Here is a 26624-nt window from a genome sequence, read left to right as displayed (position 1 = left end):
ATGACCACCGTCGCAGGAACCCCGATCGGCACGGCGCTCGCCGCGTTGGCCGCGGCGGATCCCGGCCGTCCCGCCGTGATCTCCCCGACGGGCACGCTGACCCGCCAGGAGTTCGAGCTCCGCACCAACCGCCTCGCCCGCGCCTACCTCGAGCGGGGAGTCACCCCGGACTCCTTCGTCACCGTCCTCCTCCCCACCGGGCCGGCCTTCCTGGAGGCAGTCGTCGCCACGTGGAAGGCCGGGGCCACCCCGCAGCCGGTGTCGCACCGCCTGCCGGCCCGAGAGCTGCGGGAGATCATCCAGCTCGCCGATCCGTCGCTGGTCGTCGGAGCGGATCTCCCCGACCGGAACTCGGTGCCCGTCGGCTGGTCGGCACCCGAGGGCACCTCCGGCGAGCCACTGCCGCCGATGATCGCGAGCTCGCTCAAGGCTCCGACGTCGGGCGGCAGCACGGGCCGCCCGAAGCTCATCGTGTCGACCGAGCCGGCCACGGCCGAGTCGTTGCGGAACTTCGCCGGACTGGTCCGGATCGGGCAAGCCGGGACGGTGCTGTCGACCGGCCCGCTATCGCACAACGGGCCGCTGCTGGGCGACGTCGCCGCTCTGCTGATGGGCTCCTGCGTCGTGCTGATGGAACGGTTCGACGCGGCGACCGCGCTGGCACTCGTCGAGCGTCACGGCGTGGACTGGATGTACTCCGTGCCGACGATGCTGCGACGCATCGCCGACCTTCCCGAGGACGTTCTCGCCGCGGCCGACATCTCGAGCCTGCGCACGGTCGTGACCATGGCGGCGGCGTGCCCGCCCGCCCTGCGTGGCTTCTGCCTGGGCTTCTTCGGCCCCGACGTCATGCTCGAGCTCTACGCCGCCACCGAGGCCCACGCCGTCACGATCATCGACGGGCACGGCTGGCTGAGCCATCCCGGTTCGGTGGGCCGGCCGGTCGTGGGCGAGATCGAGATCCGCGGACCGGATGGCTCCGCGCTTCCGGCGGGTGAGGTCGGGGAGCTTTGGGTGCGCCGCGGCCCCGGCGAGACCGGGCCCTACCGCTACGTCGGCGCCGAGCCGCAGCAGGCGACGGACGGGTGGGAGACGGTCGGCGACCTGGGGTACGTCGACACCGAGGGGTTTCTCCACCTCGCCGACCGGAAGTCCGACATGCTCCTGGTGGGTGGCTCCAACGTGTATCCCGCGGAGGTCGAGAGCGCGCTGGAGGAGCATCCCGACGTCCAGGCGGCCTGTGTCGTCGGCCTGCCCGACGACGAGTACGGGAACCGGATCCACGCGGTGCTCAACGTGACCGGCCCGGTCGGTGACGACGAGCTGACCGACCACCTGCGCGCGGCCATCGCACCGTACAAGCTGCCGCGCTCGTTCGAGCGCACCACCGAAGCGCTGCGGGACGAGGCCGGGAAGATGCGCCGGAGCCGGGTCCGTGACGAAGCCGTTGCCCGCGCCGCCGAACGGTCAGCCGGAACGTGAGCCGGCGGGGTCGGCGTCGGTCCCGAGGTAGGTGCCGTGTCCCTCCACCACGCGCGGCCCGTCGAAGATCAGCACCTCGTTGACCAGGACACCGTTCTGGTTCCGGTAGTTGATCACCAGCGAGTCGACGCCGAGGTAGGTGCCCACGACCTCGAAGCGCAGGTCCGGTATCCGGCGCAGCCCTTCTGCCCAGTACGCACGCAGGGCCGCCTTCCCCCGCAGCACGCCGTCACTGCCGTCGAGCAACTGGGCGGCCACCGGCGAACGGAACGTCACGTCCTCGGCGAAGTGCGCGAGCACCGCGTCCAGATCATGGGCGTTCCACGCCCGCACCCAGCTGCCGACGAACTCCTGCGCCGCGACCTGATCCATACCCGGATTGTGCCGTGCGCACGACGCGCCCCGCTCCCGGGCCCCGCCCCCTGGACCGCACTCAGCCGGCGGGGATGATGCGCCACCGGTTTGCGGCGGCGCCGTTGTCGGGTCCCTGGACGGCGAACGCGCCGGCGGCCGTCGAGCCGTTCGCCACGGTCAGCAGCTTGCCGCTGTTCACGTTGCGGATCTTCACGGTGCCGTCGCCCTGGTCGGCGACCGTCCACCGGTGGTCGGCCGTGCCGTTGTCCGACCACTGCAGGACTTGCGCGCCGTCCGTGGCGGACATGTCCTGCACGCCGAGAACCTTGCCGCTGTTGGCGTTGCGGAACCGGACCGCGGTACCGTCGTTGATCGTTTCCCAGTTGTGGTCCGCGGTGCCGTTGTCGGTCCACTGCAGCGCGCGGCCGCCATCGGCGGTCGACATGTTCTCGATGCCCAGCAGGAGCCCGCTGCCCACGTTGACCAGGTGGGACGTCGTCGTCCCGCCCGTGTTCCAGTAGGCCGTGTAGTTGAAGCCCTGCGCGTCGTAGAACGGCACCAGGCCCACCGTCGCGCCGTTGGCCTTGGCGCTGAAGGACAACGCGCTGCTGCTGGTGCGGGTGATCGAGCTCGCGTCGAGCGCGGGCAGCCCGGTGAGCGTGCTGTTCCCGTAGTTGCCGGCCAGGACCACCGGCCCGTAGGTGACCGCCGCGACGTTCGGGTTGTCGTTGGCCTGCCGCAAGACGACCTTCATCGGCAGCCGGACGGTGACCGTGTCGCCGGCCGTCCACGAGCGGGTCACGGTGGCGTAGCTGCCGGGGGTGGTGGTGACGTTCTGGGCCACGCCGTTGACGGCGATGGCCGCCCCGCTGGTCCAGCCCGGGATGCGGATGCGCAGGTCCCAGGTCCCGGTGACGTTCCCGGCGATCTTCAGCGTGGTCGTGTCGCCGGCCGGGAAGGACGTCGTCTGGGTGACGGTGATGCCGCGCTCGGTCCAGTTCAGCACCGAGGGCAGGAACTGGTTCACGATCAGTGCGGTGCCGGTGCGGAAGTAGATCGAGTCCGCCAGTTTCGTCTGGGTTTCCAGCCCGGTGCCCTGGCAGCACCAGAACGAGCCGTAGTCGGTGCTCCACGTGCCGCCACCCCACGCCGGGCCGAGACCGCGGCGGCCGCCCGGGTTCAGCGAGCTGAAGTACGTGACGTGCCCGTGGCTGTCGGCCGGGTTCTGCTGGCCGATCATCTGGTTGAGCAGCGCCCGCTCGTAGTAGTCGGCCAGGTCGGCGCGGTCCGGGTAGAGGCTGAACAGCTCCCTGGTCAGCTTCAGCATGTTGTAGGTGTTGCAGCTCTCGCACGTGTCCTGGTTCAGGTAGGCCGCGATGGCGTTGGGCGCGCGGAAGTGCTCTGCCTGGCTGTTGCCGCCGATGGCGTAGGTGTGCGCGCCGACGGTGATGGCCCACGCGTTGGTCGCGATGTCCCGGTAGCGGGTGGTGCCGGTGGCCAGGTATTCCCGCGCGGCGCCGATCCACTTCGGGACCTGGGTGTTGGCGTGCAGCCCGGCGAGCTGGTCCCGGCCCGCCGCGAGCGGGTCGAACACGGCGGCGTGGTCGAACCGCTGCGCGACGGCCAGCCACCGCGTGTCGCCGGTGTCCATGGCGAGGTCGGTCAGCACGGCGTTCATGCCGCCGAATTCGGTGCCCAGCACCGACTGCATCTGGCTGTAGCCGAGCCGTCCGGTCCGCCGGTCGACCCACGCCGCCAGGTTCAGCAGCACGTCGCGGGCCTGGGTGCTGCCGGTGTAGCGCCACACGTCGAGCAGGCCGGCCATGGTCTTGTGGATGCAGTAATACGGCACGTTGCCGTTCGACAGGCGCCCGGCCTCGAGGTTGTCGAAGTCGGCCTCGGGGAAGCCGGACAGGTACCCGGCGGCGAACCCGGCCGTCCCGTTGTTGGCCTGGCACTTGGCCAGCTCGGCGACCATGTAGGTGGCCTTGTCCCGGCAGGTGGTGTCTCCGGCGACCGCCCACAGCTGGGCCCACGCGGTGAGGAAGTGCCCCTGGACGTGGCTGCGGAACGGGAAGTTCGGCGCGTCCCAGCCCCCGTTGCTCGCGGCGCCGTTGGTGCCGAGCCGGTGGTTGGCCCTGAAGACGTACAGCAGCCGGTCGACGTCGACGAACCGCAGGTAGTTCTGCGTCCGGTTCTGGTTGTCCAACCACCGGCTCGCGGTGAGCCGCACCTGCCCGAGGGCGAACGGGGAGGCGGCCACGCCGGCCGCCGCGGACGGAACGGTCGCCGCGTCGGCGAACACCCCGCCGAGAGCCGGTCCGGCGGCGGAAACGAAAGCGGTGGCACCGGCAGCGCGCAGCCACTGCCGCCGGGTGTAGGAAGCGGTCACCGAAGTTCTCCGTTCAGCTGGGATGTACTCGGAAGGGGCACCCGATCGCCGGGTCGTTCTCGCTGATGGGGCCATCGCCGCCAGGGCGCCGCGGGTCAGGACGGCGGTTCCGGATCCTCGATCGCCGGGCCGTGAAAGCTCCCTTGCGGAAAGGAAAGCGTCGGTGGCTTGCGATGGTGCCGCTCAGCCCGGGCTTGCGAGGCACTGCCGAAGGCGATCAGCCGTCGGCCCGGCGTTTGCGGCGCAGGCACCATGAACTCCCTTGTTCATCGATACGGAACAGCGCACCGCCCGGCCGTGTTTTCGGTGCGTCGGCTAACGCCGGTGACCCCGCCGTCGGGGTTCATCGGTCGCAATGTTAGCGCTAACAGTTACCGGTGTTCGTTCGTGCTCGGGCGTTCGGATTTGGGTTATCACTATCGACGAACAGCAGGCCGCCGTCAAGACGTCGATCCGGGTGATTGAGGTGAGGGCAGGGCGGAGCAGCCACTACCCCGTTTCCCGCCCCACGGGGTGATTCGCGGTGAACCAGCGCTTTGCGGTGTGCCCACTTCGGACAGACCAGAACCCCTTCCGGCGAAGTTCACCTCCCTCGGCCTCGCCTTCGACGACGTGCTGCTGCCCGCGGAATCCGACGTGACCCCCAGCCAGGCCGGCACCACCGCGCGACGGCTCGTCGGGCTGAGCACCATCAAGGACTTCGCGAAGAACGAGCGGTTCCCCGGCGCCGCCCGCGACAAGGCGGGGCGGCTGCTGGTGGACGCCGAGGTCGGCGTGCCGCAGATCGGCTCGATCTACGAGGCTTCGCCCGCGTGCGCCGCCGCCGGCGTGCCGGTGATCGGGGACGGCCGAGGAAAACCTCGTCCCGCGGCCCGGTGGCCGACGTCTTGTACCAGCACGACATCACCGCCGCTGATCCCAGCGGTGTTCGCACCCGTTCCCCGGCTCGAGGACAGTGCGGTCGAACGGGCCACCGTGCGCGGCCGCATGGGAGATCGCCTCGTTGACCTCGTCGAGGGCGAACCGCGTGACGCGCTCGGGTGAAAGGTCCAAGGCTCCCGTCGCCACGAGCCGGATCATGGCGGCGTTCGCGGTGCGCGGGTACATCCACTGGCCGCGGACCGTCACCGAGTTGCGCATGATCCACGGGTACGGCAGCGCGAAGTCCGCGCCGCCCAGCATGCCGACGCCGCCCATCAGGACCACTCGCCCGTACTCGCGCACCGTCATCGCCGCGGTGCGGGACGCCGTGGCGGGGGCTTGGGGCGGCAGGAGGTCGAGGACCAGGTCGATGGGACCGTCGGCGGCCGCGGTCATCGTGGTGCGGTCGGTGTCCTCCGCTCCCGTCAGCTCCACCGGGCTCACCCGTGGGCCGAAGCGGTCGGCCAGCAGGTCGAGGGCGGCTCGGTTGCGGCCCGGTGCCACCACGTGGCCGGCGCCCATCGCGAGGGCCACGGCCACCGCGCTGCTGCCGAGGTTGCCCGTGGCTCCGCTGATGAGCACCGTCTCGCCGGCCTCGAGCCGGCCGGCCAGCAGGCCGCCGTACGGGATCGTGTGGACGCCGAGGGCGGACCAGCTCGCGGGCTCGGCTCCCGGTGGCAGGCGGTAGACGTTCTCGGTCGGGACCCGCATGAGTTCGGCGAAGGGGCCGTCGTGCAGGTAGCGGGACAGCCGGGCGCCGCCCTCGCCTCGGGAACTCCAGCCCTGCAGGGTGATGTCCGGGGTCAGGGCGTCGTCGCGGGCGCGGACCGTCGAATCGCACCAGACCAGGTCGCCCGCCTTCAGCTTGGTCGAGTCCGGGCCCACCCGGGTCACCCGGCCGATGCCGCCGACGCCCGGTACCACCGGGGGTTCCAGCGGATAGCGCCGTTGGCCGCCGAACACTTCGGCCGCGTAGGGCGGGACGCAGGTCGCCAGGACCTCGACCAGCACCTCGCCGGGACCGGCTTCCGGGTCCGGGACCTCGCCCACCACGAGCGGGGAGCCGAACGCCGTCAATGTCGCTGCACGCATGGAAAAGCCCTTCTGTCGTCCCTCGCCACGCTAAGCACCGGAGGGGCATGCGGGAAGCGCTGATCGAGCATCTCTGGTATGCGTGGTCGGCATGGACTTCTCGAGCGCCAGCCTCCGGGTGCTGTGCCGGATCGCCGAATGCGGCAGCTTCACCGCGGCCGCCGCGCAGCTGGGCTACACGCAGTCCGCGGTCTCGCGCCAAGCCGCCGCGCTCGAACGCGACGCCGGTGCGACGCTGTTCGAACGGCGGACCGACGGGGTGCGGCTGACCCGCCGCGGCTTGACGTTGCTGCGCCACGCCCGCGCGATCCTGGCTTCGGTCGACGCGGCCGCGGGCGACCTCGCCGGTGAAGCGCCCCGCACGGAGCAGGTGCGGCTCGGCTCGGTCCCCAGCGCGGGACCGGTGCTCCTGCCCGCCGCCCTCGTCCGGCTCGCCGCGACCGCGCCGCAGGTCCTCGTCACCACCCGCGAAGGCACCACGCCCGGCCTGGTCCGCGCGCTGCGCTCCGGTTCGCTCGACCTGGCCCTGCTCACCTCCCGCCCGCCGCACCGGGCGCCGGACGGCGAGTCGCCGCGGCTGCACCTCACGACCGTGCAGGACGTCGGGCTCGTCGTGGCCGCGGCGGCCACCGGCGGGTTCGCCGGCCGGACGTCGGTGCACGTCGACGAGCTGGTCGACGTGCCGTGGATCGCCACGCCCGCGTCGAACACCGAGCCGCAGCTCGGCGTCTGGCCGGGCCTGCCGGGGCGGCCGCGGGTCGTCCACAGCGCCCGGGACTGGCTGACGAAACTGCACCTGGTCGCCCGCGGGCTCGGCGTCACGACGATGCCGGAAGGCCTGCTGCCGGTCGTCCCGCCCGGCGTGCTCGCCCTGCGCGTCGAAGGCGCGCCACCCGAGATCCGCCGGATCTTCGTGGCGCGGCTGCCCGGCGCCGCCGCGCCGGCGATCGCCGCGGTCACCCAGGCGATCACCGCGACCGGCTAGGCGCGAAGGCCGTCGACGATCACCGCCACGATGCGGGGCGCGCGCTCGGCCCAGTCGGCTTCGGGGATCCGGGACAGCGCGCCGAGGAGCAGGATGACGTCGGCGGCGTCGACGCCGTCGCGGATCTGCCCGGCGGCTTTTCCTTGCTCCAGCAGGGTTTCGAGCGCGTCGTCGAGCCGCTCGTGCTGGCTGGCGTAGAGGTCCTGCCAGGCCGCCACCTCGATCGCCGCCATGACGCCGCGTTTGACGCGCGCGTACTCGACCAGCCGGTCCAGCCAGCGGGACAGCGCGTCGAGCGGGGCGTGTTCCGCCAGCAGCGGCGTGACGGTGCCGACGAGCTGGGTCAGCTCGGCCCGGTACACCTCCGCCAGCAGGTGCTCGCGGGTCGGGAAGTGCCGGTAGAGCGTGCCCTGCCCGACGCCCGCGGCCTTCGCGACCCGGTGCAGCTTCAGGTCGTCGGTCGCGCCGTTGGACTCGCTCAGCTCGGCACGGGCGGCCTCGACGATCCGGTCGCGGTTGGCGACGGCGTCCGAACGGCGCTCACGACCGGCCACGGCAGGCTCCCCTCGCTTAAGTGGACAACTGTCCGGTACAGTGGTCGCTAACCGGACAGTTGTCAGTTTAGCGGGAGGTGCCATGACCGGGCTGGACAAGGTCGTCGCGATCACGGGTGCGAGCAGCGGGATCGGCGAGGCGACGGCGGTGGAGCTGGCGAGCCGCGGCGCGGCCGTCGTGCTCGGTGCCCGGCGCACCGACCGGCTGGAAGTGCTCGCGCGGAAGATCCGGGACGACGGCGGCCGCGCGGACCTGCTGGACGTCGACGTGACCCGCCGGGCCGATCTCGAGCGGCTCGTGACCCGTGCCGTCGACCGCTTCGGCCGCCTCGATGTCCTGGTGGCCAACGCCGGCGTCGCCCGGATCGCGCCGGTGAGCGACCTCGACGTCGACGACTGGGACGCGATGATCGACGTCAACCTCCGCGGCGTGCTGCACGGGATCGCCGCCGCGCTGCCGGTGTTCCGCGCGCAGGGCCGCGGGCACTTCGTCACGACCGTCTCGACGTCGGGCCTGAAGATCGTGCCGGCCCAGGCCGTCTACGCGGGCACCAAGAACGCCGTGCGGACGCTGCTGGAGGCACTGCGGCAGGAGTCGACCGACGGCGTCCTGCGCACGACGTCGATTTCGCCGGGGTTCGTGCGCACCGAGCTGGTCGACCACGTCGAGGACCCCGCGCAGCGCGAGCAGGCCCAGCAGGCGATGGCCGCACTGGGCATCGGCCCCGACGCGGTCGCGCGGGCGATCGCGTTCGCCATCGAGCAGCCGGACGACGTCGAGATCGGCGACCTCACCATCCGCCCCACCCGGCAGGGCTGAGCGGCGGCTCACCGGTTCAGACCAATCTCGGCGACCTTGATCGAGCAAGCTCTACCGGCCGCGCCCGGCGGCGGGTGATCCTGTCGGTTCCGGATCGACCGAGGGATGTGGTCCCGTGTTCCGCCGCCTCGTTCTCGTTCTCGCCCTCTTCGCCGCCACAACCGCCGGCACCGCCGAAGCCGGGCAAACCGCCCTGCGCGCGGCCGATCCCAGCGTGCTCCGGGTCGGCTCCACCTACGTCGCCGTCCAGTCGTCCGGCGGTGGGATCGTGGTGCGGCAAGCCTCGTCCACCGACGGCCTGGCTGCGGCGCCCGCCCGGCGGATCTGGTCGGACAGCCGCGGCCTCGGCGAGGTGTGGGCCCCGGAGATCGTCACCGACGGCGGCCGCTTCTACGTCTACTTCACGGCCGGAACCGGTGCGGCGCACCGGATGTACGTGATCAGCTCGGCCACCGCCGACAGCGGCTACACGGCGGAGACACAGCTCGCGCTGCCCGACGACAAGTGGGCCATCGACGGGACGCTGTTCACCTTCGGCGGCCAGCGCTGGTTCGTCTGGTCGGGCTGGGCCGGCGACACGAACGTCGAGCAGAACCTCTACCTCGCCCGCATGAGCACCCCGACCACGCCGACCGGGGCGCGGTACATCATTTCGCAGCCGCGGGAGAGCTGGGAGCGCGTCGTCGGGAACCCGTACATCAACGAGGCCCCCGAAGCGATCAAGGACCCGAACGGCCAGCTGCACATCGTCTACTCGGCCAACGGCAGCTGGAGCGACCAGTACTGCCTCGCGGAACTGCGCCTGCGCGCGGGCGGCGACCCGACGTACGTGTGGGACTGGTACAAGTCCAACGGTTGCCTCTTCGGCTCCAACCGCACCACGATGATGACCGGCTGGGACCCGACGCTGTACGTGAACGGCCCGGGCCACAACAGCTTCGTCCTGCTGAACGGCGACATCGCGACCAGCCCGCCCGCGGGCCCGAAGTTCCCGCTGATGTTCCACGCGGTCGCGAAGGGCACGCCGTATTCGTGGGCCAACCGGTATTGGTACACGGGAACGTTCTGCTGGTGGGGGTCGACGACGTACCGGCGGGCGAACGTCCCCGGCGCGACCACCGACACCGGGTGGAGCCTCAAGTTCTTCGAATGAGGCGGCCCACCCGGTGCCGCCGGGTCACTCCGCCGGGAGGATCCGGCCGCGGACCTCACCGAACGCGATGCGGCCGCCGCTCGCGCCCGGGGCCGTCGCCGTGATCACCACTTCGTCGCCGTCCAGCAGGAACGAGCGCTGCTCGCCCTTGACCGTCAACGGTTCCGCGCCGCCCCAGCTCAGCTCCAGGAACGCGCCGCGCTGGTGCTTCTCCGGGCCCGAGATCGTGCCCGATCCGTACAGGTCGCCGGTCCTCGCCGACGCGCCGTTCACCGTCAGGTGGGCCAGCATCTGGGCCGGTGACCAGTACATCTCGCGGTACGGCGGGCGGCTGACCTCTTCGCCGTTCCACTCGACGACCAGCTCGACGTCCAGCCCCCACGGGCGGCTTTCGCGCAGGTACGGCAGCGGCTCCGGGTCCTGGCCGGGCAGCGGGACGCGCGCGGCTTCCAGCGCCAGGAGCGGGACCACCCACGCCGAGATCGACGTCGCGAAGCTCTTGCCGAGGTTCGGGCCCAGCGGGACGTACTCCCAGGCCTGGATGTCGCGGGCGGACCAGTCGTTGAGCAGCACCGCGCCGAAGACGTGGCGGGCGAAGTCGTCCGGGGCGATCGGGGTGTTCAGCGGGGTGCCGGTGCCGACCACGAAACCCAGCTCGGCTTCGATGTCGAGCCTCGTGCTGGGCCCGAACACCGGTGCCGGGTCGGCCTTGCGCTGGCCGCTGGGGCGGACGATGTCCGTGCCCGAGACCAGGACCGTGCCGCTGCGGCCGTGGTAGCCGACCGGGAGGTGCTTCCAGTTCGGCAGCAGCGGTTCCGCGTCCGGGCGGAACAGCCGGCCGACGTTCGACGCGTGGTGTTCCGACGCGTAGAAGTCGACGTAGTCCGCGACCTCGATCGGCAGGTGCAGGGTGACGTCGGCGAGCGCGTGCACGGCGTCGTCCGGGACCTCGCCGGTCACGAGCGACGTCAGCTGTTCCCGGACCGCGACCCAGCGGTCGTACCCCTGCGCCATGAACGGGTTCAGCGTCGGCGCCGCGAACACGTCGTCGCCGAGCGCGCGGGCCAGGTCGAGCACGGAGTCGCCGACGCGGACGCCGACGCGCGGGCTGCCGCCGCCGGTCGAGAACACGCCGTAGGGCAGGTTGTCGGTCCCGAACGGGGAGCCGGCCGGGATCTCGATCGTGGTCATGCCTCTCCTCGGGGCAGCAGGCCGAGCTCGGCCAGTTCGGTCAGGGGGTCGGTGATGCTGCACGTGCCGAACGACGTGAACCGCGCGCGGACACCCGCGGGCAGGTCACGCACGAGCGCCGCGACCGCCGGGCCGTCACGCTCGGTGAGGAGGGCTTCCGCGCGGTCCGGGTCGGCGGCGGCGAGCAGCAGGTTGAGGAAACCGTGCTGCTCGAAGCCGGTGTCCGGGTCGGTGTTGCGCAGGGCGTGGTGCAGGCCGGCCGTCGCCTTGAACGGGACGCCGGCGGCGACGGCTGCCCGGATCGCGGCCGCCAGCTCGGCTTCGTCCGGGTAGAGCTCGGCGCGCACGCCGCCGGTGCGGAACTTCGCCCGGTGGCCGGTGCCCGCGAGCGCGCGCAGCAGCGGCTCGCGCCGGTCGTCGCGCGGGATCTCGACGTACACCGGCGCGGTCGCGGCGGACACCGCACGGAGCACCTCGTCCGGGCCCATGCCGTCCGGCACCGCGATTTCCAGCGCCTGCAGGTCGACGGGCAGCCGCGGGACGGCGGCCAGCACGCCGGGCAGCTGCGCGGGCCCGCCCGGCAGCGTCACCGCGAGCGGCAACGGCGTCTCGCGGGCGCCGAGCACGCCGGCCAGCTCGTCGAGCGCCGGAGCGGCGACCACCAGCGGCCCGACCAGGTCGGTGTACCAGGCCGCCGAATACTCGTCGTGCGCGGCGACGGCGTCCGGCAGCGGGGACAGGCCGGGCGGGAACACCGCGGCGTCGTCGCACAGGCCGGTGAAGAGCGCGGGGATCACGCCGACGGCCCCCGTCCGGACCAGGTCCACGCGTAGCCGGGGTCTTCGCTCGCCAGCCCGCCTTCACCGAGTTCGAGCGGGCGGAACGTGTCGACCATGACGGCCAGCTCGTCGAAGAACTCCGCGCCGAGGGACCGTTCGACCGCGCCGGGCTGCGGGCCGTGGCTGTGGCCGCCCGGGTGCAGGCTGATCGAGCCCTGGCCGATCCCGGACCCCTTGCGGGCCTCGTAGTTCCCGCCGCAGTAGAACATCACCTCGTCGGAGTCCACATTGGAGTGGTAGTACGGCACCGGCACGGCCAGGGGGTGGTAGTCGACCTTGCGCGGCACGAAGTTGCAGATGACGAAGTTGTGGCCCTCGAACACCTGGTGCACCGGCGGCGGCTGGTGCACGCGGCCGGTGATCGGCTCGAAGTCGGCGATGTTGAACGTGTACGGGTACAGGAACCCGTCCCAGCCGACGACGTCGAACGGGTGCGTGGGGTAGACGTACCGGGTGCCGGTGATGCCGCGCGAGCCGCGGTGCTTCACCAGCACCTCGACGTCCGTCCCCTCGGCCAGCAGCGGCTCCTCGGGCCCGTGCAGGTCGCGTTCGCAGTACGGCGCGTGCTCCAGCAGCTGCCCGAACTTCGAGAGGTACCGCTTCGGCGGCGTGATGTGCGAGTTCGCCTCGACGACGTACGCGCGCAGCGGCTCGTCCCCGGCCGGCACCCAGCGGTGCGTGGTCGCCCGCGGCAGGATCACGTAGTCGCCCTGACGTGCTTCGAGCACCCCGAAAACGGTCTCGACGCGCGCTTCGCCGGACTCGACGTACACGCATTCGTCGCCGACGGCGTTGCGGTACAACGGCGACGTCTCCCCCGCCGCGACGTAGGAGATCCGCACGTCGCCGTTGCCCAGCACGAGCCGCCGCCCGGTCACCACGTCGGCGCTTTTCCAGTCCTGGCCCGGGAAAAGCTCGTGCAGCTTCAGGTGGCGCGGGATGAGCGGCCGGTTCTCGGTGAGCGACTGGTCCGGCAGCTCCCACGGCGTCGCGTCGACGATCGCCGACGGCACCCCGCGGTGGTAGAGCAGCGACGAGTCCGAGGAGAAGCCCTCCTCGCCCATCAGCTCTTCGTAGTACAGCCCACCCTCCGGCGTGCGGTGCTGGGTGTGCCGCTTGGGTGGGATGGTGCCCGCACGGCGGTAGTACCCCATGGTCGCCTCCTCGGCCGATTTAGTTCACATGTTTACTAACTGCGGCTGCGCGCGTCGAACCCGGCGCGGCTGGTGATCAGCTTGCCCAGCAGCATCACGAGGATGCGCTGCTCGGTCTCGGTGAGCGCGTCCGTCCAGCCGAACTCGCGCTCGTTGTGCTCCTGGAACACCGAAACCATCTCGTCGTGCCCGGCGTCGGTCAGCGAGAGCCGGACCGAGCGGCCGTCGTGCTCGTCCGGGGTGCGGTCGAGCAGGCCGTCCGCGACCAGCGCCTTGGCCAGGTTCGACACGGCCGCCCGGCTCATCCCGGTCAGCCGCGCGGCACTCTTGGGCTCCAGCGGGCCGGCCAGCCACACCACGAACAGCAGCCGGAAGGCCGACCACGACCGCCCGCGCGGCCGGTGCACGGCGGCCTCGAGGTCGTAGGTGACCAGGTCGGAGGCGCGGTTGAGGGTCAGCAGCACCTCGGTGGCGAGCTGGTGCCGGAAGCCGTACTCCTCGGCCAGCCGCCGGTTCGCCAGCGCCACGAACGACCAGAAGTCCAGCTCGGTGGCGGTCACGTCCTGCACGGGGCGAAGCCTAACGCGGGCAGCACAGATAGTCAAAGTGAAAACTATATTTACCGGGCCGCGCTCTCCCTGATGTACGCCGGCAGCCCGGCCCACCACGTCGCCGCCGTGCGGACGCGGGCCGGCAGTTCGGGGCGGGCGACGACTTCGCCGAGGAGAGCACGGCGGTCGCCGATCCCCATGCAGTACACCAGCCGGTCGAGCACCGACGCCGAGCGCGCGCTGTCGTCGTGCCGGGCGTTCTCGGCGTAGCGGGCGAACGCCCGGCGGTAGAAGTCGTCGGGGCTGACGCCGCCGACGTGGCCCAGCGCGTACGCGGCGGAATCGCGGACCGCGATCCCGAGGTGGTCGGCGAGCACCATCGCCTCGATGAGCCGCCGTTCCTCCGCGCCGCCGAGGATGCGCAGCGCGTCGAGGAGGCGCTGGACGCGGTCGGGGTGGCCGCGCCGCCGGAGGGTGCCGGCCAGCTCGCGGGCGAGCGCGTGCGCCAGCGGCGCGCGGTACGGGGTCGCGTAGAGCAGGAACATCGTGCAGAGCCGGACGTCGAACACGGGGTCGTCCAGCATCTCGCCGATGAACACCGCGAGCAGCGGATCGGGCGGCGGCTCCTCGATCGCTTCCAGCGTCTCGGCGGCCAGCCGTTCCGAGACCGGCGCGGCCGCCGGCCACAGCGCGGCCATCGCCGCGGCCCACACCCGGCTCGGGACTTTCGCTTGCAGCTCACGGGGAAGCAGCTGCAGCAACCGTGCCGCCAGCGACGTCCGCTCGCCGCCGCCCGCCGCCACGAGCGCGCACAGGATCGGCAGCAGGGACGCCGTCTGCCGGTCGTCGAAGTGCCCGAACCGCAGCTTCTTGACGCTGGTCAGCAGGGCCCCGTAGAAGGTCCGGTCGGTCAGCGGGTCGGTGAGGTGCCGGACGACCGACGAACTGGCGTCGGGGTGGGCGCTCGCGCTGAACACGCCGAGGGTGCCGATCAGGCTCTGCGCGGAGGTGTCCGCGGCCGCCGCGGCGGCGGTGGTCATGGCCGCCCGCTGGCCGACCGGGTGCACGATGAGCCGGTGGAACGCCTCGGCCCGGCGCATCCACGAAACGCCGTCCGCGATGCACATCTCGGTGAGCAGCCGTTCCGAAAGCCGTTGCCAGGTCGACGCGGGACTCAGGACCAGCTGCGGCCGGACGGCGAGCAGCTCGGTCAGGCGATCCCATTCCTCGCTGCCGAGCACGGCTTCGGTGACGGCCAGGTCGACCAGCTCGTCGAGCGGCGCCCCCGGGTTCGGCCGCCGGTGCCGCGCCCACGGCGGCACGGCCTGGGTCGGCGGCGTGAGGTACCGCGCGACCGTGTCGTTGACCGCGACGAGGAGCCCGGGCCGGAGGTCGAGCATCCGTTCGTAGCGCCGCACCGCCGCGCCCGGCACCGTCGTGACGCGGTTTTCCCAGCGGGACAAGGTGCTGACCGACACCGACGGGGTCACGCCGTCGGCGTCGAAGTCCGCGGCGAAGGCCGTGAGGCGGCGGTACCGCGGCCGGGCGCCGAGCACGCGGTTCGTCCGCAGCAGCCAGCCCGCTCGCCGTCCCGCGCTCACCCGTCGCATCGCACCGCCCTCCCGCCCCCAGCGAACAACGAGCCGTCCCGCCGGGGCCAGCGGTGTTGCAGAATTGCCTCGAACGGGCCCGCCGCCTGCGCTGAACGCGCCGGGCCGGTTCGGCCGCGCACCTTGTCAAGGGGCGTTACCGAAGGGTTTTTCACTGCGACGGCGAGCTGCCACCCCGCCGTTCCTCCCTACCGTCGATGCGCGGCAGGAAGGAGGCAGCGATGGAAACCCACCACTAGGCCACCGTCACCGGGTGCCGGACGACCGCGCCGAACAGGTAGCCCTGCGTGTTATACGGCGTCACGTCGGGCTGCCGGGCACCGGTGACGTCGGTGGCGCGCGCCCGCAGCGTGTACGGCCCGGCCGCGCGGGGGCGCCACGGGAACTCCCACCGCAGCCAGCCGCGGTCGAGCGCCGGGCCGACCGGCCTCGCGGGCTGCCACGTGCCGCCGTCCGTGCTGACCTCGACCCGGCGGATCCGCCCGTGGCCCGACCAGGACCGGCCGCGCAGCACCTGCCGCTGCCCGGCCGCGAGCGTCGCGCCCCACGGGAGTTCGAAAGCGCTCTTCACCACCTGTTCGGTGACGACCGTGCCTTCGGCCGGGTAGTCCGGGCCCAGCAGGCGGTAGAACTGCGTGTTCCACGGCGACACCAGCGGCGTCGCCGAGACCTCGATCCGGCCGAGCCACTTGATCGACGCGATCCCGGCCCACGACGGCACCACGAGCCGCACCGGGAAACCGTGGTCGGGCGGCAGCGGCTGGCCGTTCATCTCGTAGGCGAGCAGGGTGTCCTGCAGCGCCTTGCCGACCGGCAGCGGCCGCCGCACCTTGCCGAGGTTGATCCCCGCCGCGACGTAATCGGGGTCGAGTCCCTCCGGCAGGACGTCGACGGCGTCCCGGGTCAGCCCGGCCCGCGCGAGCACCGTCGCGAGCCGGACGCCGCGCCAGCGCGCCACCCCGACCGCGCCCAGCTTCCACGCCGTCCCGCTGACGGTCTGGCCCTGCTGGCTGCCGAAGAAGCTGCGGCCGTTGCCGGTGCATTCGACGAACGCGGTGATCGTTTCCGACGGCAGCGCGCGCAGCTCGCGGTAGGACAGCTCGACCGGCGCCTCGGCGGTCGGCGCGCCGCGCAGGCCCGAGCCGAACAGCTTCAGCCGCCAGGTCGCGGCGTCGAGCACGGGCGTCGAGGTGTGGTCGCGGACGAAGAACCGGTCGACCGGGGTGAGGTAGCCCTGGCCCCGCATCGATTCCCAGCGCATCTCGGCGTTGCTGCCGTAGACGTCGAACAGCTCCGGCGGCAACGGCTTCACGATCGGCCCGCCCTCGGCGGCGGCCACCCCCGGCCCGGCGGTGCCGACGGCCAGCGCGACGCCACCGGCCGCCGTCAGCCGCAGCAGGTCCCGCCGGTTCAGCCCCGGCATCCGCGCCCGCCCGTTCCGCCACTGCGCCACGCGGGTCCGGTCGTAGGCCGTCTCGTCGTTGGTCATGCGGGGCATTGTCGGGATCGGCGGGGCGGGCGACCAGGACGTCCACGGAGCGGAACCGGGGCTTCGCGGTTTATTCCCGGCCACCCCGGCCCGTCCCAGCCATTGGCCACTCCGGCCCGCCCCGCGGGAACCGGCGCAAACTGCGGGTACGGGCCGAAGAGAAGGGAACGCCGGGATGACAGGACCACGGATCGCCGTCGCGCTGGATGGGGCCGGGTGGCACCCCGCCGCCTGGCGGGAGCCGGGGGCACGGCCCGGTGAGCTGCTCACCGCCGGGTACTGGACGGACGTCGTCCGCGAAGCCGAGGCCGGCAAGCTCGACTTCGTCACCTTCGAAGACTCGCTCGCCCTGCAGACCGTGAACTACCTCGACCGGCCGGGTGAGCGGGACGGCATCGTCCAGGGGCGGCTCGACGCCGTCCTGATCGCCGCCCGCGTCGCGCCGCTGACCTCGCACGTCGGGCTGGTGCCGACCGCCGTCGTCACGCACACCGAGCCGTTCCACCTGTCCAAGGCGATCGCCACGCTCGACTACGTCAGCACCGGCCGCGCCGGGGTCCGCGTGCAGGTCGCCGGGCGGGCCGAGGACAACCGGCACTTCGGGCGCCGCGAGTTCGGCGAGTTCCGGCTCGAGGATTCCGCGGAGCCGGGACGGCCGAGCCCGCTGCGCGACCTGTTCGACGAGGCCGCGGACTACGTCGAGGTGCTGCGCCGGCTGTGGGACAGCTGGGAGGACGACGCCGAAATCCGCGACGTCGCCACCGGCCGGTTCGTCGACCGCGCGAAGCTGCACTACATCGACTTCGAGGGCCGCTGGTTCTCCGTCAAGGGCCCGTCGATCACGCCGCGGCCGCCGCAGGGGCAGCCGCCGGTCACCGCGCTGGCCCACGCCGCCGTCCCGTACCGGCTCGCCGCCCGCTCGGCCGACGTCGTCTACGTGACGCCGTCGCACCGCGCGCAGGCCGCGTCGATCGTCGCCGAGGTGCGCGACGAGCAGGACCTCGCCGGCCGCGGTGCCGAGCCGCTGCACGTCTTCGGCGACGTCGTCGTGTTCCTCGGCGAGACCGAGCAGGCGGCCGCGGACCGCAAAGCGCGGCTCGACGAGCTGTCCGGCGAGGAGTACACCTCCGACGCGCACGTCTTCACCGGGACCCCGGCCGGGCTCGCGGACCTCCTGCTCGACTGGCAGGCCGCCGGGCTGTCCGGCTTCCGGCTGCGGCCGGGCGCGGTGCCGCACGACCTGACCGCCATCACCCGCGGCCTGGTGCCGGAGCTGCAGGCGCGCGGGGCCTTCCGCACCGAATACGAAACGAACACCCTGCGCGGGCTGCTCGGGTTGTCCCGCCCCGCCAACCGCTACGCCGCCGTCTGAGGAGGACCGAGATGACCCGCAAGCAGATCCACCTCGCGGCGCACTTCCCCGGCGTCAACAACACGACCGTGTGGAGCGACCCGGAGGCGGGCAGCCACATCGAGTTCAGCTCGTTCGTCAAGCTCGCGCAGACCGCCGAGCGCGCGAAGTTCGACTTCTTCTTCCTGGCCGAAGGCTTGCGGCTGCGCGAGCAGAACGGCGAGATCTACGACCTCGACGTCGTCGGCCGCCCGGACACGTTCACGGTGCTGTCCGCGCTGGCGGCGGTCACCGAGCGGCTCGGGCTGGCCGGCACGATCAACTCGACGTTCAACGAGCCGTTCGAGGTGGCCCGCCAGTTCGCGTCGCTGGACCACCTCTCGGCCGGGCGCGCGGCCTGGAACGTCGTGACGTCGTGGGACGCCTTCACCGGCGAGAACTTCCGCCGCGGCGGGTTCCTGCCGCAGGACCAGCGCTACGAGCGCGCGGAGACGTTCCTGCGCACGGCGTGGGAGCTGTTCGACTCGTGGCGCGGCGACGAGATCGCCGCCGACGCCGCTTCGGGCGTGTTCCTGCGCGACCCGGCGGCGGGCGCGTTCTCGCACCACGACGCGCACTTCGACATCGAAGGCCGGTTCCCGGTGCCGCGCAGCCCCCAGGGCCGCCCGGTGATCATCCAGGCCGGCGACTCGGAGGAGGGCCGCGAGTTCGCCGCGTCGACCGCCGACGCGATCTTCAGCCGCTACGGGACTTTGGAAGCCGGGCAGGCGTTCTACTCCGACGTCAAGGGCAGGCTCGCGAAGTACGGCCGCACACCGGAGCAGCTGGTGATCCTGCCCGCGGCGACGTTCGTCCTCGGCGACACCGACGCCGACGCCCACGAACGCGCGCACGTCGTCCGGCGGCAGCAGGTCAGCGGGCAGACCGCGATCAAGTTCCTCGAGCAGCTGTGGAACACCGAGCTGAGCGCCTACGACCCGGACGGCCCGCTCCCCGAGTCCGACCCGGTCCTCGGCGACCACACGATCGCCCGCGGCCGCGCGAGCGTGCGCATGTACCGCGACCCGCTGGCCACCGCGCGCGAGTGGCGGCAGCTGGCGGAGGCGAAGAACCTGTCGATCCGCGAGCTGATCATCGAGGTGACGGCCCGCCAGACGTTCATCGGCTCACCGTCGACGGTCGCCGGCGCGATCGACGAGCTGGTGCAGGCCGACGCGAGCGACGGGTTCATCCTGGTCCCGCACGTGACCCCGGGCGGTCTGGACGAATTCGCCGACACCGTGGTGCCGCTACTGCAGGAACGCGGCTCGTTCCGCACGGAGTACACGGGCACGACCCTGCGCGAGCACCTCGGGCTGGACTGACCCCGCCTCGGCCAGCACCGGCCACCGCTTCTCGGGCGGGGGCGGGTGTTCGGCGCGGCAGCCGGCGAGTACGAGGAAAGCGGCGAGCGCGAGCGCGGCCGAGCGGATCGTCCTGGGCACGTCCCACGCTCCTTCACGGATGGAGTACCAGGACTTTAGCCAGGTTCGCGGAGGTCACCCACATCGTGGGAACGGGACGATCAGCGCCGGTAGCTGTAGTGGATGAGGCCGTCGTGGTACTTGCCCACCTTGTCGTAGAGCGCGCGGGCCGGGGCGTCGGCCAGGGTGTTCCAGTAGAGGCCCGGGAAGCCGCGCTCTTCGGCGTCCCGGGCCACCCAGTCGATCATCGCCGTCGCGACGCCCCGGCGCCGGACGGCCGGGTCCACGAAGAGGTCCGCCAGGTAGCACTTCCCGGCGTACCAGACGCTGGCGTGGCACAGGTAGTGCGCGACGCCGACCATCGCGCCGTCCAGCCGGGCGGCGACGCCGTGGATCCGGTCGTCGTCCAGCAGGCGCCGCCAGGTGCGTTCGTAGTCGCCGTCGGCGCGCTCGACCGCGAAGTGGGTGTCCTTGCCGCGGGTCAGCACCTCCCAGCGGGCTCGGTCGGACTCGGTCAGGAAGCTGATCTCCACCACGGTGGCCATCCTGCCCCACGCGGGCAAGTCGTTTCACCAGACGGGCGCACTACCCCCGCACCCCGCACCACCTCGACAATCTGTCCGCATGACGATCCTCCCGGAACGACGAGCCGCCGACGTGGTGCACGTGGGCATCCGGATCGACCTCGTCAGCCGGGCCGCTGATGCCGCCGTGCTCGCCGCGCGGCTCGCCAGTGCGCTCGACGGCGTGGCGAGCGTCGACGTGGTCAGTACGCGGCGGCACCTGCGGGCGGTGCCGGATGCCGTGCTGCGCATCGAAAGCGGCTCGAGGCGGGCGGTCCTGCTGGGCCGCCCGCTCGAGCTGACCCGCCTCGAATTCGACCTGCTGCACTACCTGCGCGCCCACCCGGACCGCGTCTTCACCCGCGGCGCCCTGAAGTCCGCGCTCTGGCCGCGGCAGGACGGCAACGACCGCACCGTCGACGTGCACGTCCGCAAGCTGCGGGCGAAGCTCGAGCCGCACCTCGACCCGATCACCACGGTCCGCGGGGTCGGTTACCGCTTCGAAAGCTCGGCTCCCGTCACGCTGGATTGACGCTCGGGTGCGGCGGCTGGTTGTACGCGGTGTTCTGCCACGCCACGGCTTCCCGGTACTGGCGGTCCTGCATCAGCGACACCCGCGAAATGCTCGTCGGGTCCGTCGTCGAATAGATGCGCAGCGCCCGGTTGTCCGACGTCGCCCAGACGACCTCCTCGCGCCAGTCGCCGAACAGGTCCGCCTGCAGCGCCGGGGTGTTCTTCGTGCCGTTGTTGGCGTGCACGCCCGACGCCGTCAGCAGCCGCGTGTCCCCGCTCGTGCCGTACTTGTCGATGTGGGTGCCGTCCAGCAGTTCGCGCTGGGCGTCGCCGTCCCACCAGACCACGAAGTTGGCCGACGACGGCTTGCGCCCGATGTTCTGCCCGCTCGTGTTCAGCAGCCCCGCCACCCCGGACGACCAGGACTCGGCACCCGGGCTGCCCGCCCAGATGTCGTCCGACACGCCGCGGCCGTTGTCGCAGCCGCAGGAGAACTGCCACAGGATCTGCCCCGTTCTCGCGTCGGCCATCCAGGCGCCCGGCTTCGACGTGTCTTCGTCCACTTTGAACTCTTCCAGTCCCGGCCTGCCCGGGATCAGGTCACCGACGTGCATGGCGTCGCCGTGGCCGAGCCGGGTGTTCCACAGTGGACTACCGTTGTCGTTGATCGCCATCGCGCCGAAGACGATCTCGTCGCGCCCGTCGGCGTCGACGTCGGCGATCGCCAGCTGGTGGTTGCCCTGGCCGGCGTACTGCGAACCGGCCGAGTTCGAGTCGAACTTCCAGCGCTCGGTCAGCGCGCCGTTCCGGAAGTCCCAGGCGGCGATCACCGTGCGCGTGTAGTAGCCGCGGCTCATGATCAGGCTCGGGCGCGAGCCGTCCAGGTACGCCGTGCCGGCCAGGAAGCGGTCGACGCGGTTGCCGTAGCTGTCGCCCCACGACGACACCGTGCCGCGCGGCGGGTCGTAGTTCACCGTGGCCGCCACCGCGCCGGTCTGGCCGGTGAACACCGTCAGGTACTCCGGGCCGGACAGGATGTACCCGCTGGAATTGCGGTAGTCCGCGCTCGCGTTGCCGATGACCTGGCCGGTGCCCGAGCGCGTGCCGTCCGCCGTCTTCATCGCGACTTCGGCCTTGCCGTCGCCGTCGTAGTCGAAGACCTGGAACTGCGTGTAGTGCGCGCCCGCGCGGATGTTGCGGCCCAGGTCGATGCGCCACAGGCGCGTGCCGTCCAGCCGGTAGGCGTCGACGTAGACGTTGCCGGTGTAGCCGGACTGCGAATTGTCCTTGGCGTTGCTGGGATCCCACTTCACGACGAACTCGTACTGCCCGTCGCCGTCGAGGTCGCCGACGCTGGCGTCGTTCGCGCTGTAGGTGTAGCTCTCGCCCGACGGCGTCGTGCCGCCGGCCGACACCTGGATCGGCACGTCGCGGGTGCCCGCCGCGGCCGTGCTGTCGAGCGTCAGCGACTCCTCCGCGGCGAACGCCGACGCGCGCTCGACGCCGCCGACCACCGCGTGCACGGCGTACTTCGCACCGGCGGGCGCGCCGGCGTCCAGGAACCCGGTCGGCCCGCCGGCGGGGGTCGTGGTCACGCGGGTGCCGTCGCGGTAGACGGCGAACGCGACCCCGGCCGGGTCGCCGGCGAGCAGCCGCCAGCCGACCCGGTTGCCCGCGGCGGTGTGGACGCTCACCACCCCGCGGTTCAGCCGGTCGATCTGCGGCGACGCCGCCGCCACCGCCGGCGCCTGGGCGAGCCCGGCCGACAGCAAGCCCACGGCCAGCAGCCGGCTGAGGGCGGATGTGCGCAGGGACATGACCTTCTCCGTCCGAAGTAGACTCGATCAGCCGATCGTGCAAGTGCTCCCGTTCAAGGAAAAGGACGCCGGAGCGGGATTGCTCCCGGTGTAGGTGCCGTTGAAGCCGATGCCGGTCGAGGCGTTCGGCGCCAGGGTGCCGTTCCAGGCCAGGTTCGTCGCGGTCACCGCGCCGCTGCCGGACTGGGTGAACGTCGCGCCCCAGCCGGGCAGCGTCACCTTCTGGCCCGCGGTGTAGGCGAAGGCCAGCGTCCAGCCGGTGACCGTGCTCGTGCCGGTGTTCGTGATGGTCACCGAAGCGGTGAACCCGTTGCCACCGCCCCAGCCCGGCGCGGAGTACGCGACCTTGCACGCGCCGGTGCCGCCGCCCGCGCTCGTCGTCGCCGTCACGGCGCCGGACACCGCCGAGGTGTTGCCCGCGGCGTCCTTGGCCCGCACCTGGTAGCGGTAGGTGCTCGAAGCGGACAGGCCGCTGTCGGTGAACGTCGTCGTCGCGCTCGAGCCGACCACGGCGAAGGTGCCGCCGGACGCGCCGGGCGCGCGGAGGACGTCGTAGCCGGTGACGCCGACGTCGTCGGTCGACGCCGTCCAGCTCAGCGTGACACCGGAGGAGGTCACGCCCGAGACCGCCGGGGTGCCCGGCGTCGTCGGCGCCTGCGTGTCCACGGTGCCGCCGCCGTAGATCGTCGCTTCCTTCGACGTCTGCCGGACGCCGTTGGCCCCGTTGAGGAACCGCTCGCCCCACGCGGTCAGGCTCGTGGGGTCGAACCCGTTGGTCATGTCGAGGTAGGCGACGTCGCCGCCGTTGCCGCTCCACGACCAGCCGAGGTAGCCGAGGCCTCGGGCCTGCGCCTGGGCCATGATCGTGTCCTCGTCCGGGTCGCCGTCGCTGTGCATGTTGCCGAATTCGCCGACCACCAGCGGGAGCCCGGCGGTGCGGAACGCGTCGAAGTAGGCGTTGATCTCGGCCGCGGTGTCGTAGACGCCGTACATGTGGATCGAGAACACCGTGTTGTGCTGCGGATCGGCGCTGAGCACCGAAGCCGCGTCGTCCCGCATGATGTTCTGCCAGTCCTGGCCCCACATCGGCGCGTCGGCCATGATCAGGTGCTGGAGCCCGGCGCCGCGGAGCCGGGTGATCGCGCTCGAAGTCGCGCTCGCCCAGGTGGCGCTGACCTGCTGGTTGTTGCCGAACGGCTCGTTGCCGAGGTTGATGACGACGTAGTTTTCCTGGCCCTTCAACGCGTTCGCGATGCTGATCCAGTAGTCGGCGGCCTGGTCGAGGCTCGCCGCCGCGCTCTCCTCGCCGTACCCGGTGGTGTCGTGCACTTCCAGGACGCAGATCAGCCGGGATTGCTTGCACAGCCCGATGATGGTGGTGACCTCGGCCGCCGAGGTGGGTCCCCAGCGCTTGCCGCTGCCGAGCACGACCCGGACGGTGTTGGCCCCGAACGACTTGATGTTCGCGAACGCGCTGTTCTGGCCGGTGTACCAGGCGTACGGGTGGTTGACCCCGCGCATCACGAACGCGGCGCCGTTCGCCTCGACCACGCGCGTGCCGTCGACGTGCAGCCCGGCCGCGGCCGGCGTGCCCGGGCTCAGCGCCGCGACCAGCGCGGGGTACCACTTGCTCTCCATCTTCGCGATGCCGGTGGTGCCGTTGGGGTGGACGCCGTCGGTGGTGTCGGCCGCGGTGTCGAAGCCGGTCCACTGGTCGACCACGGTGATCGGGGACGCGGCCGTGCTGTGCGCGGCGGCCCAGCCCGGGATGGCGGCGTTCAGGTCGACCACCCGCTGGGCGCAGGCCGCGCAGTTCGCCGGGTTCATCGGGATGATCTTCGCGACGATCAGCTTGGTCGCCGGGTTGCTCGCGCGCATCTGGCCCAGCAGCGTGGTGAAGGCGTCGAGGATCGTGCCCGGCGCGATGCCGTTCCACACGTCGTTGGTGCCCAGGTGCATCAGGACGACGTCCGGGTGCGTCGCGGACAGCCAGCCGGGCAGCTGGTCGTCCCGGGCGATCCCGGTGGCGAGGAAGCCGCCGTGGCCTTCGTTCTCGCCGTCGTAGGTGAACCCGCAGCCCTGGGGCGGCAGCGTGCCGACGAAGTCGACGTCGGTGTGTCCGGTTTCCTGCAGGTGCCGCCACAGCAGGGCCCGCCAGCACCCGGGCGACCCCGTGATGGAGTCACCCAGCGCCATGACCCGCGTCGGCGTGGCCGCGTGGGCCGGCGCGGGAGCCACGACGGCGCAGGCGGCCAGCAGCAGGCCCGCCACGGCCGCGCGGAGAGAACGCCACTTCATACCGACCTCCTGGAGTACCGCTCGACAGGACAGTTCGATCTGGGAGCGCTCCCACGCTAGCACGCGCTCCCGCGTTTGAGGACCGCCGGTTTTCGTAGAAAGCGCTTACTCGGGTATTGGACTGATCGGGTCTCCGAGGTTGACAACCGCCGACGCGCGCGGCTTGAATCGGCTCGACCACAGCGGTCGCGGTACGCCCCAGCGCGTGTCCGAAGTGGACACTCACCACAGCGGGCGGTTCGCCGGGCTGCCGCGGAGGGGAGCGAAATGCCGTCAAGGCCACCTTACGGGCGTCTGACGCCCGTAAGGTGGCCTTAACGGCTCATCCGGCCGGTTCAGGCGCCGGGACCGGAGTAGATCTCCGACGCCGGCGGCGCCTGCACGGTGGTGGGCTTGTTCCAGTCGCCGAACTCGATGGTGCCGCTCTTGGGGTCCTGCATGCGCAGCAGGTAGTGCGGCGCGTCGGCGGCGACCGTGGCGGTGCCCTCCGGGCTGGTGAAGTTCAGCGCCGCGACGCCGCCGAGCGTGGTGGGCTCGCCGCCGGTGAAGGTCGACGACTTCAGCTCGCCGACGGTGTTGTCGGTGAACGACTTGTAGTCGAGGAACACCTTGAAGGCGTCGCCGATGCCGGCGCCGATCTTGGCCGTGGACGGCACCCACTTGCCGCTGAGCTTCTTGCCGATCGAGGCCGGGATGCCGGCTTCCTTGATCAGCGAGTCGGTGAAGCGGAAGTAGTACTTGTCGCCGACGCGCAGGACGGGGATCTCGATGCCGTCCTTGACCACGGTGCCGCTCGCGCTGTCCTGGTTGAGCTGCAGGTCCAGGTTGATGTTGCCCTCGCTCGCCATGGTGCCCTTGACGCGCACGGAGGAAGCCTGCTGCGCGGCCTCGGCCACGGCGGACCCGACCTTGGCGGCCTCCAGCGCCGGCGGCGCGGTCGAACTGGGCGCGGCGGCGGCCGCCGCGGAGGAGGAGGCGCCGGCGGGTTCGGCCGTGCCGGAGGTACCGGAGCAGGCGGTGAGGACGAGGGTGCCGGCCACGAGGGCGGCAGCGAGGGACAGACGTCGCATCGGGTAGTCCGTTCATGAAGGCCGGGACACCCCCGGACACGATCGAGCTATCGGCCGACCGGGTGATTCGTTACACCCGGTCGCCACCCGAGCGGCCCCAATGTGGCGCTGGTCAGGAGATCTCGGCGGCGGCCCCCGGTGAGGTTTCCCGCGTACCAGACCTGGGTAAGACCCATCCGGGTAAGCATCGGCAGCGGAAGGAGTTCCAGGTGACCACGGACGGCAATCGGCTCCGGCCGCAGGACCTCGTGAAGGTCACACACGAGCGCGTCGGTGACGCGGCGGTCCTGACGGTGTCCGGCGAAGTCGACCTGCTCAGCGCGTCCGTCCTCGGCGACGGCATCACCGAAGCACTCGCCGACCCGCCGGTGCTGCTCGTGGTCGACCTGACCGGGGTCTCGTTCCTCGCCTCCATCGGCATCACCGCCCTGCTCGAAGCCCGCCGCCGCGCCGGCGCCGGCACCCGGGTGCGGGTGGTCGCGCCGGAGGACAGCGTCGTCGCCCGCACCCTGCAGCTCACCGGCCTGCGCGAGACCCTGGCCGTCACGGCGACCCGGGACGCCGCCTTGGCGCGTTGACCAGCCGGGGTTCATCGTGACCTTGTTCTCCGCGACCACCCGGGCCACCGCAACGGGCCCCGTCGTCACGATCGGCGGCGAGCTGGACGTGGCCACCGCGCCCCGCCTGCGCGCCGAGCTCGACGCCGCACCTCTCGAACGCGGCCAGCTGCTGGTCGTGGACCTGGCCGAGATCACGTTCTGCGACTCCAGCGGCATCTCCACCCTGATCGCGGCCCGCGACGTCGCGGAGGCGGCCGGGGCGGCGCTCGCCCTGGTCGCCGTCCCGGCCCGCCTCAGCCGGACGTTCAGCCTGATCGGGCTGGGCAGCTTCTTCCCGACCTTCCCGACCGCCGAAGCGGCGATCACCGCGCACAGTCCCTGACGTGGGCTGTGGCCGACGGC

At 72.0% G+C, this 26624-nt stretch carries 23 protein-coding genes; 9 read left to right on the top strand and 14 right to left on the bottom strand.

What is annotated here, in order from left to right; all coding sequences use genetic code 11:
* Complete coding sequence (locus tag EIY87_RS30910) at window positions 1-1482, top strand: AMP-binding protein (RefSeq protein WP_125313332.1); 1482 nt, start codon at window positions 1-3, stop codon at window positions 1480-1482.
* On the opposite strand, the gene EIY87_RS30905 is transcribed toward EIY87_RS30910, so the two are convergent.
* The 3 genes from EIY87_RS30905 to EIY87_RS30895 all read right to left on the bottom strand — a co-directional run bounded on the left by EIY87_RS30905 (window position 1468) and on the right by EIY87_RS30895 (window position 6241).
* The gene (locus tag EIY87_RS30905) at window positions 1468-1854 is read right to left on the bottom strand and encodes a nuclear transport factor 2 family protein (RefSeq protein ID WP_125313331.1); all 387 of its coding nucleotides are present in this window, start codon (window positions 1852-1854) and stop codon (window positions 1468-1470) included. The two genes, EIY87_RS30910 and EIY87_RS30905, sit on opposite strands and share 15 nt — an antisense overlap.
* Before the next feature lie 61 nt (window positions 1855-1915).
* On the bottom strand, window positions 1916-4228 hold the full coding sequence (locus tag EIY87_RS30900; RefSeq protein ID WP_125313330.1) for a beta-L-arabinofuranosidase domain-containing protein: 2313 nt from the start codon (window positions 4226-4228) through the stop codon (window positions 1916-1918).
* Between the two features lie 903 nt (window positions 4229-5131).
* Complete coding sequence (locus EIY87_RS30895) at window positions 5132-6241, bottom strand: alcohol dehydrogenase catalytic domain-containing protein (protein WP_191984315.1); 1110 nt, start codon at window positions 6239-6241, stop codon at window positions 5132-5134.
* 91 nt (window positions 6242-6332) lie between these two features.
* Here EIY87_RS30895 and EIY87_RS30890 point away from each other — a divergent pair, with 91 nt between their 5' ends.
* Window positions 6333-7226 (top strand): LysR family transcriptional regulator, encoded by an 894-nt coding sequence (locus EIY87_RS30890; RefSeq protein WP_191984314.1) that lies wholly within the window; start codon window positions 6333-6335, stop codon window positions 7224-7226.
* Here EIY87_RS30890 and EIY87_RS30885 read toward each other — a convergent pair.
* Window positions 7223-7780, bottom strand: a complete 558-nt coding sequence (locus tag EIY87_RS30885) for a TetR/AcrR family transcriptional regulator (RefSeq protein WP_125313329.1) — start codon at window positions 7778-7780, stop codon at window positions 7223-7225. The two genes, EIY87_RS30890 and EIY87_RS30885, sit on opposite strands and share 4 nt — an antisense overlap.
* 82 nt (window positions 7781-7862) lie before the next feature.
* On the opposite strand from EIY87_RS30885, the gene EIY87_RS30880 reads away from it, so the two are divergent.
* Both EIY87_RS30880 and EIY87_RS30875 read left to right on the top strand, forming a co-directional pair.
* Complete coding sequence (locus EIY87_RS30880; protein WP_125313328.1) at window positions 7863-8600, top strand: SDR family oxidoreductase; 738 nt, start codon at window positions 7863-7865, stop codon at window positions 8598-8600.
* Between the two features lie 115 nt (window positions 8601-8715).
* The gene (locus tag EIY87_RS30875) at window positions 8716-9753 is read left to right on the top strand and encodes a glycoside hydrolase family 43 protein (protein WP_125313327.1); all 1038 of its coding nucleotides are present in this window, start codon (window positions 8716-8718) and stop codon (window positions 9751-9753) included.
* 24 nt (window positions 9754-9777) lie between these two features.
* Here the strand turns inward: EIY87_RS30875 and fahA are convergent, their stop codons facing one another.
* From fahA to EIY87_RS30845, 6 genes are all read right to left on the bottom strand, one after another.
* Window positions 9778-10944 (bottom strand): fumarylacetoacetase, encoded by a 1167-nt coding sequence (fahA, locus tag EIY87_RS30870; RefSeq protein WP_125313326.1) that lies wholly within the window; start codon window positions 10942-10944, stop codon window positions 9778-9780.
* A complete protein-coding gene (locus EIY87_RS30865; RefSeq protein ID WP_125313325.1) occupies window positions 10941-11771 on the bottom strand; it encodes a hypothetical protein in 831 nt (276 codons plus the stop codon). Before EIY87_RS30865 ends, fahA begins: the two co-directional genes overlap by 4 nt.
* Window positions 11738-12937: a homogentisate 1,2-dioxygenase gene (locus EIY87_RS30860; protein WP_125313324.1), complete on the bottom strand. Its 1200-nt coding sequence runs from the start codon at window positions 12935-12937 to the stop codon at window positions 11738-11740. Before EIY87_RS30860 ends, EIY87_RS30865 begins: the two co-directional genes overlap by 34 nt.
* A 35-nt stretch (window positions 12938-12972) precedes the next feature.
* Entirely contained in the window at window positions 12973-13506 is a 534-nt protein-coding gene (locus EIY87_RS30855; protein WP_125313323.1) for a MarR family winged helix-turn-helix transcriptional regulator, read from the bottom strand.
* 50 nt (window positions 13507-13556) lie between these two features.
* Entirely contained in the window at window positions 13557-15098 is a 1542-nt protein-coding gene (locus EIY87_RS30850; protein ID WP_125313322.1) for a hypothetical protein, read from the bottom strand.
* A gap of 235 nt (window positions 15099-15333) precedes the next feature.
* On the bottom strand, window positions 15334-16587 hold the full coding sequence (locus EIY87_RS30845) for a sulfite oxidase (protein WP_125313321.1): 1254 nt from the start codon (window positions 16585-16587) through the stop codon (window positions 15334-15336).
* Between the two features lie 175 nt (window positions 16588-16762).
* Here EIY87_RS30845 and EIY87_RS30840 point away from each other — a divergent pair, with 175 nt between their 5' ends.
* Window positions 16763-17959, top strand: coding sequence for an LLM class flavin-dependent oxidoreductase (locus EIY87_RS30840; protein ID WP_125313320.1), 1197 nt, complete (start codon window positions 16763-16765; stop codon window positions 17957-17959).
* 11 nt (window positions 17960-17970) lie between these two features.
* Window positions 17971-19302, top strand: a complete 1332-nt coding sequence (locus tag EIY87_RS30835) for an NtaA/DmoA family FMN-dependent monooxygenase (RefSeq protein WP_125313319.1) — start codon at window positions 17971-17973, stop codon at window positions 19300-19302.
* Between the two features lie 200 nt (window positions 19303-19502).
* On the opposite strand, the gene EIY87_RS30830 is transcribed toward EIY87_RS30835, so the two are convergent.
* Complete coding sequence (locus EIY87_RS30830) at window positions 19503-19946, bottom strand: GNAT family N-acetyltransferase (protein WP_125313318.1); 444 nt, start codon at window positions 19944-19946, stop codon at window positions 19503-19505.
* Window positions 19947-20025: 79 nt separating this feature from the next.
* On the opposite strand from EIY87_RS30830, the gene EIY87_RS49145 reads away from it, so the two are divergent.
* The gene (locus EIY87_RS49145; RefSeq protein ID WP_125313317.1) at window positions 20026-20496 is read left to right on the top strand and encodes a winged helix-turn-helix domain-containing protein; all 471 of its coding nucleotides are present in this window, start codon (window positions 20026-20028) and stop codon (window positions 20494-20496) included.
* Here EIY87_RS49145 and EIY87_RS30820 read toward each other — a convergent pair.
* The 3 genes from EIY87_RS30820 to EIY87_RS30810 form a co-directional block, all read right to left on the bottom strand.
* Window positions 20483-22294: a rhamnogalacturonan lyase gene (locus EIY87_RS30820; RefSeq protein WP_125313316.1), complete on the bottom strand. Its 1812-nt coding sequence runs from the start codon at window positions 22292-22294 to the stop codon at window positions 20483-20485. The genes EIY87_RS49145 and EIY87_RS30820 overlap by 14 nt on opposite strands.
* A gap of 27 nt (window positions 22295-22321) precedes the next feature.
* Window positions 22322-24592: a cellulase family glycosylhydrolase gene (locus EIY87_RS30815; RefSeq protein WP_125313315.1), complete on the bottom strand. Its 2271-nt coding sequence runs from the start codon at window positions 24590-24592 to the stop codon at window positions 22322-22324.
* A 335-nt stretch (window positions 24593-24927) separates the two neighbouring features.
* The gene (locus tag EIY87_RS30810) at window positions 24928-25662 is read right to left on the bottom strand and encodes a hypothetical protein (RefSeq protein ID WP_125313314.1); all 735 of its coding nucleotides are present in this window, start codon (window positions 25660-25662) and stop codon (window positions 24928-24930) included.
* A gap of 209 nt (window positions 25663-25871) precedes the next feature.
* Here EIY87_RS30810 and EIY87_RS30805 point away from each other — a divergent pair, with 209 nt between their 5' ends.
* Both EIY87_RS30805 and EIY87_RS30800 read left to right on the top strand, forming a co-directional pair.
* Window positions 25872-26240 carry an STAS domain-containing protein gene (locus EIY87_RS30805; RefSeq protein WP_225440123.1) on the top strand — a complete coding sequence of 123 codons (369 nt, stop codon included), beginning with the start codon at window positions 25872-25874 and terminating at the stop codon, window positions 26238-26240.
* 16 nt (window positions 26241-26256) lie between these two features.
* Window positions 26257-26604 (top strand): STAS domain-containing protein, encoded by a 348-nt coding sequence (locus EIY87_RS30800; protein ID WP_225440122.1) that lies wholly within the window; start codon window positions 26257-26259, stop codon window positions 26602-26604.
* Window positions 26605-26624: the final 20 nt, after the last annotated feature.

Origin of the sequence: Amycolatopsis eburnea (assembly GCF_003937945.1) — a bacterium.
Taxonomy (GTDB): domain Bacteria; phylum Actinomycetota; class Actinomycetes; order Mycobacteriales; family Pseudonocardiaceae; genus Amycolatopsis; species Amycolatopsis eburnea.
Note: the sequence above shows the minus strand (reverse complement) of the source record. Positions and strands in the feature narration are given on the sequence as shown.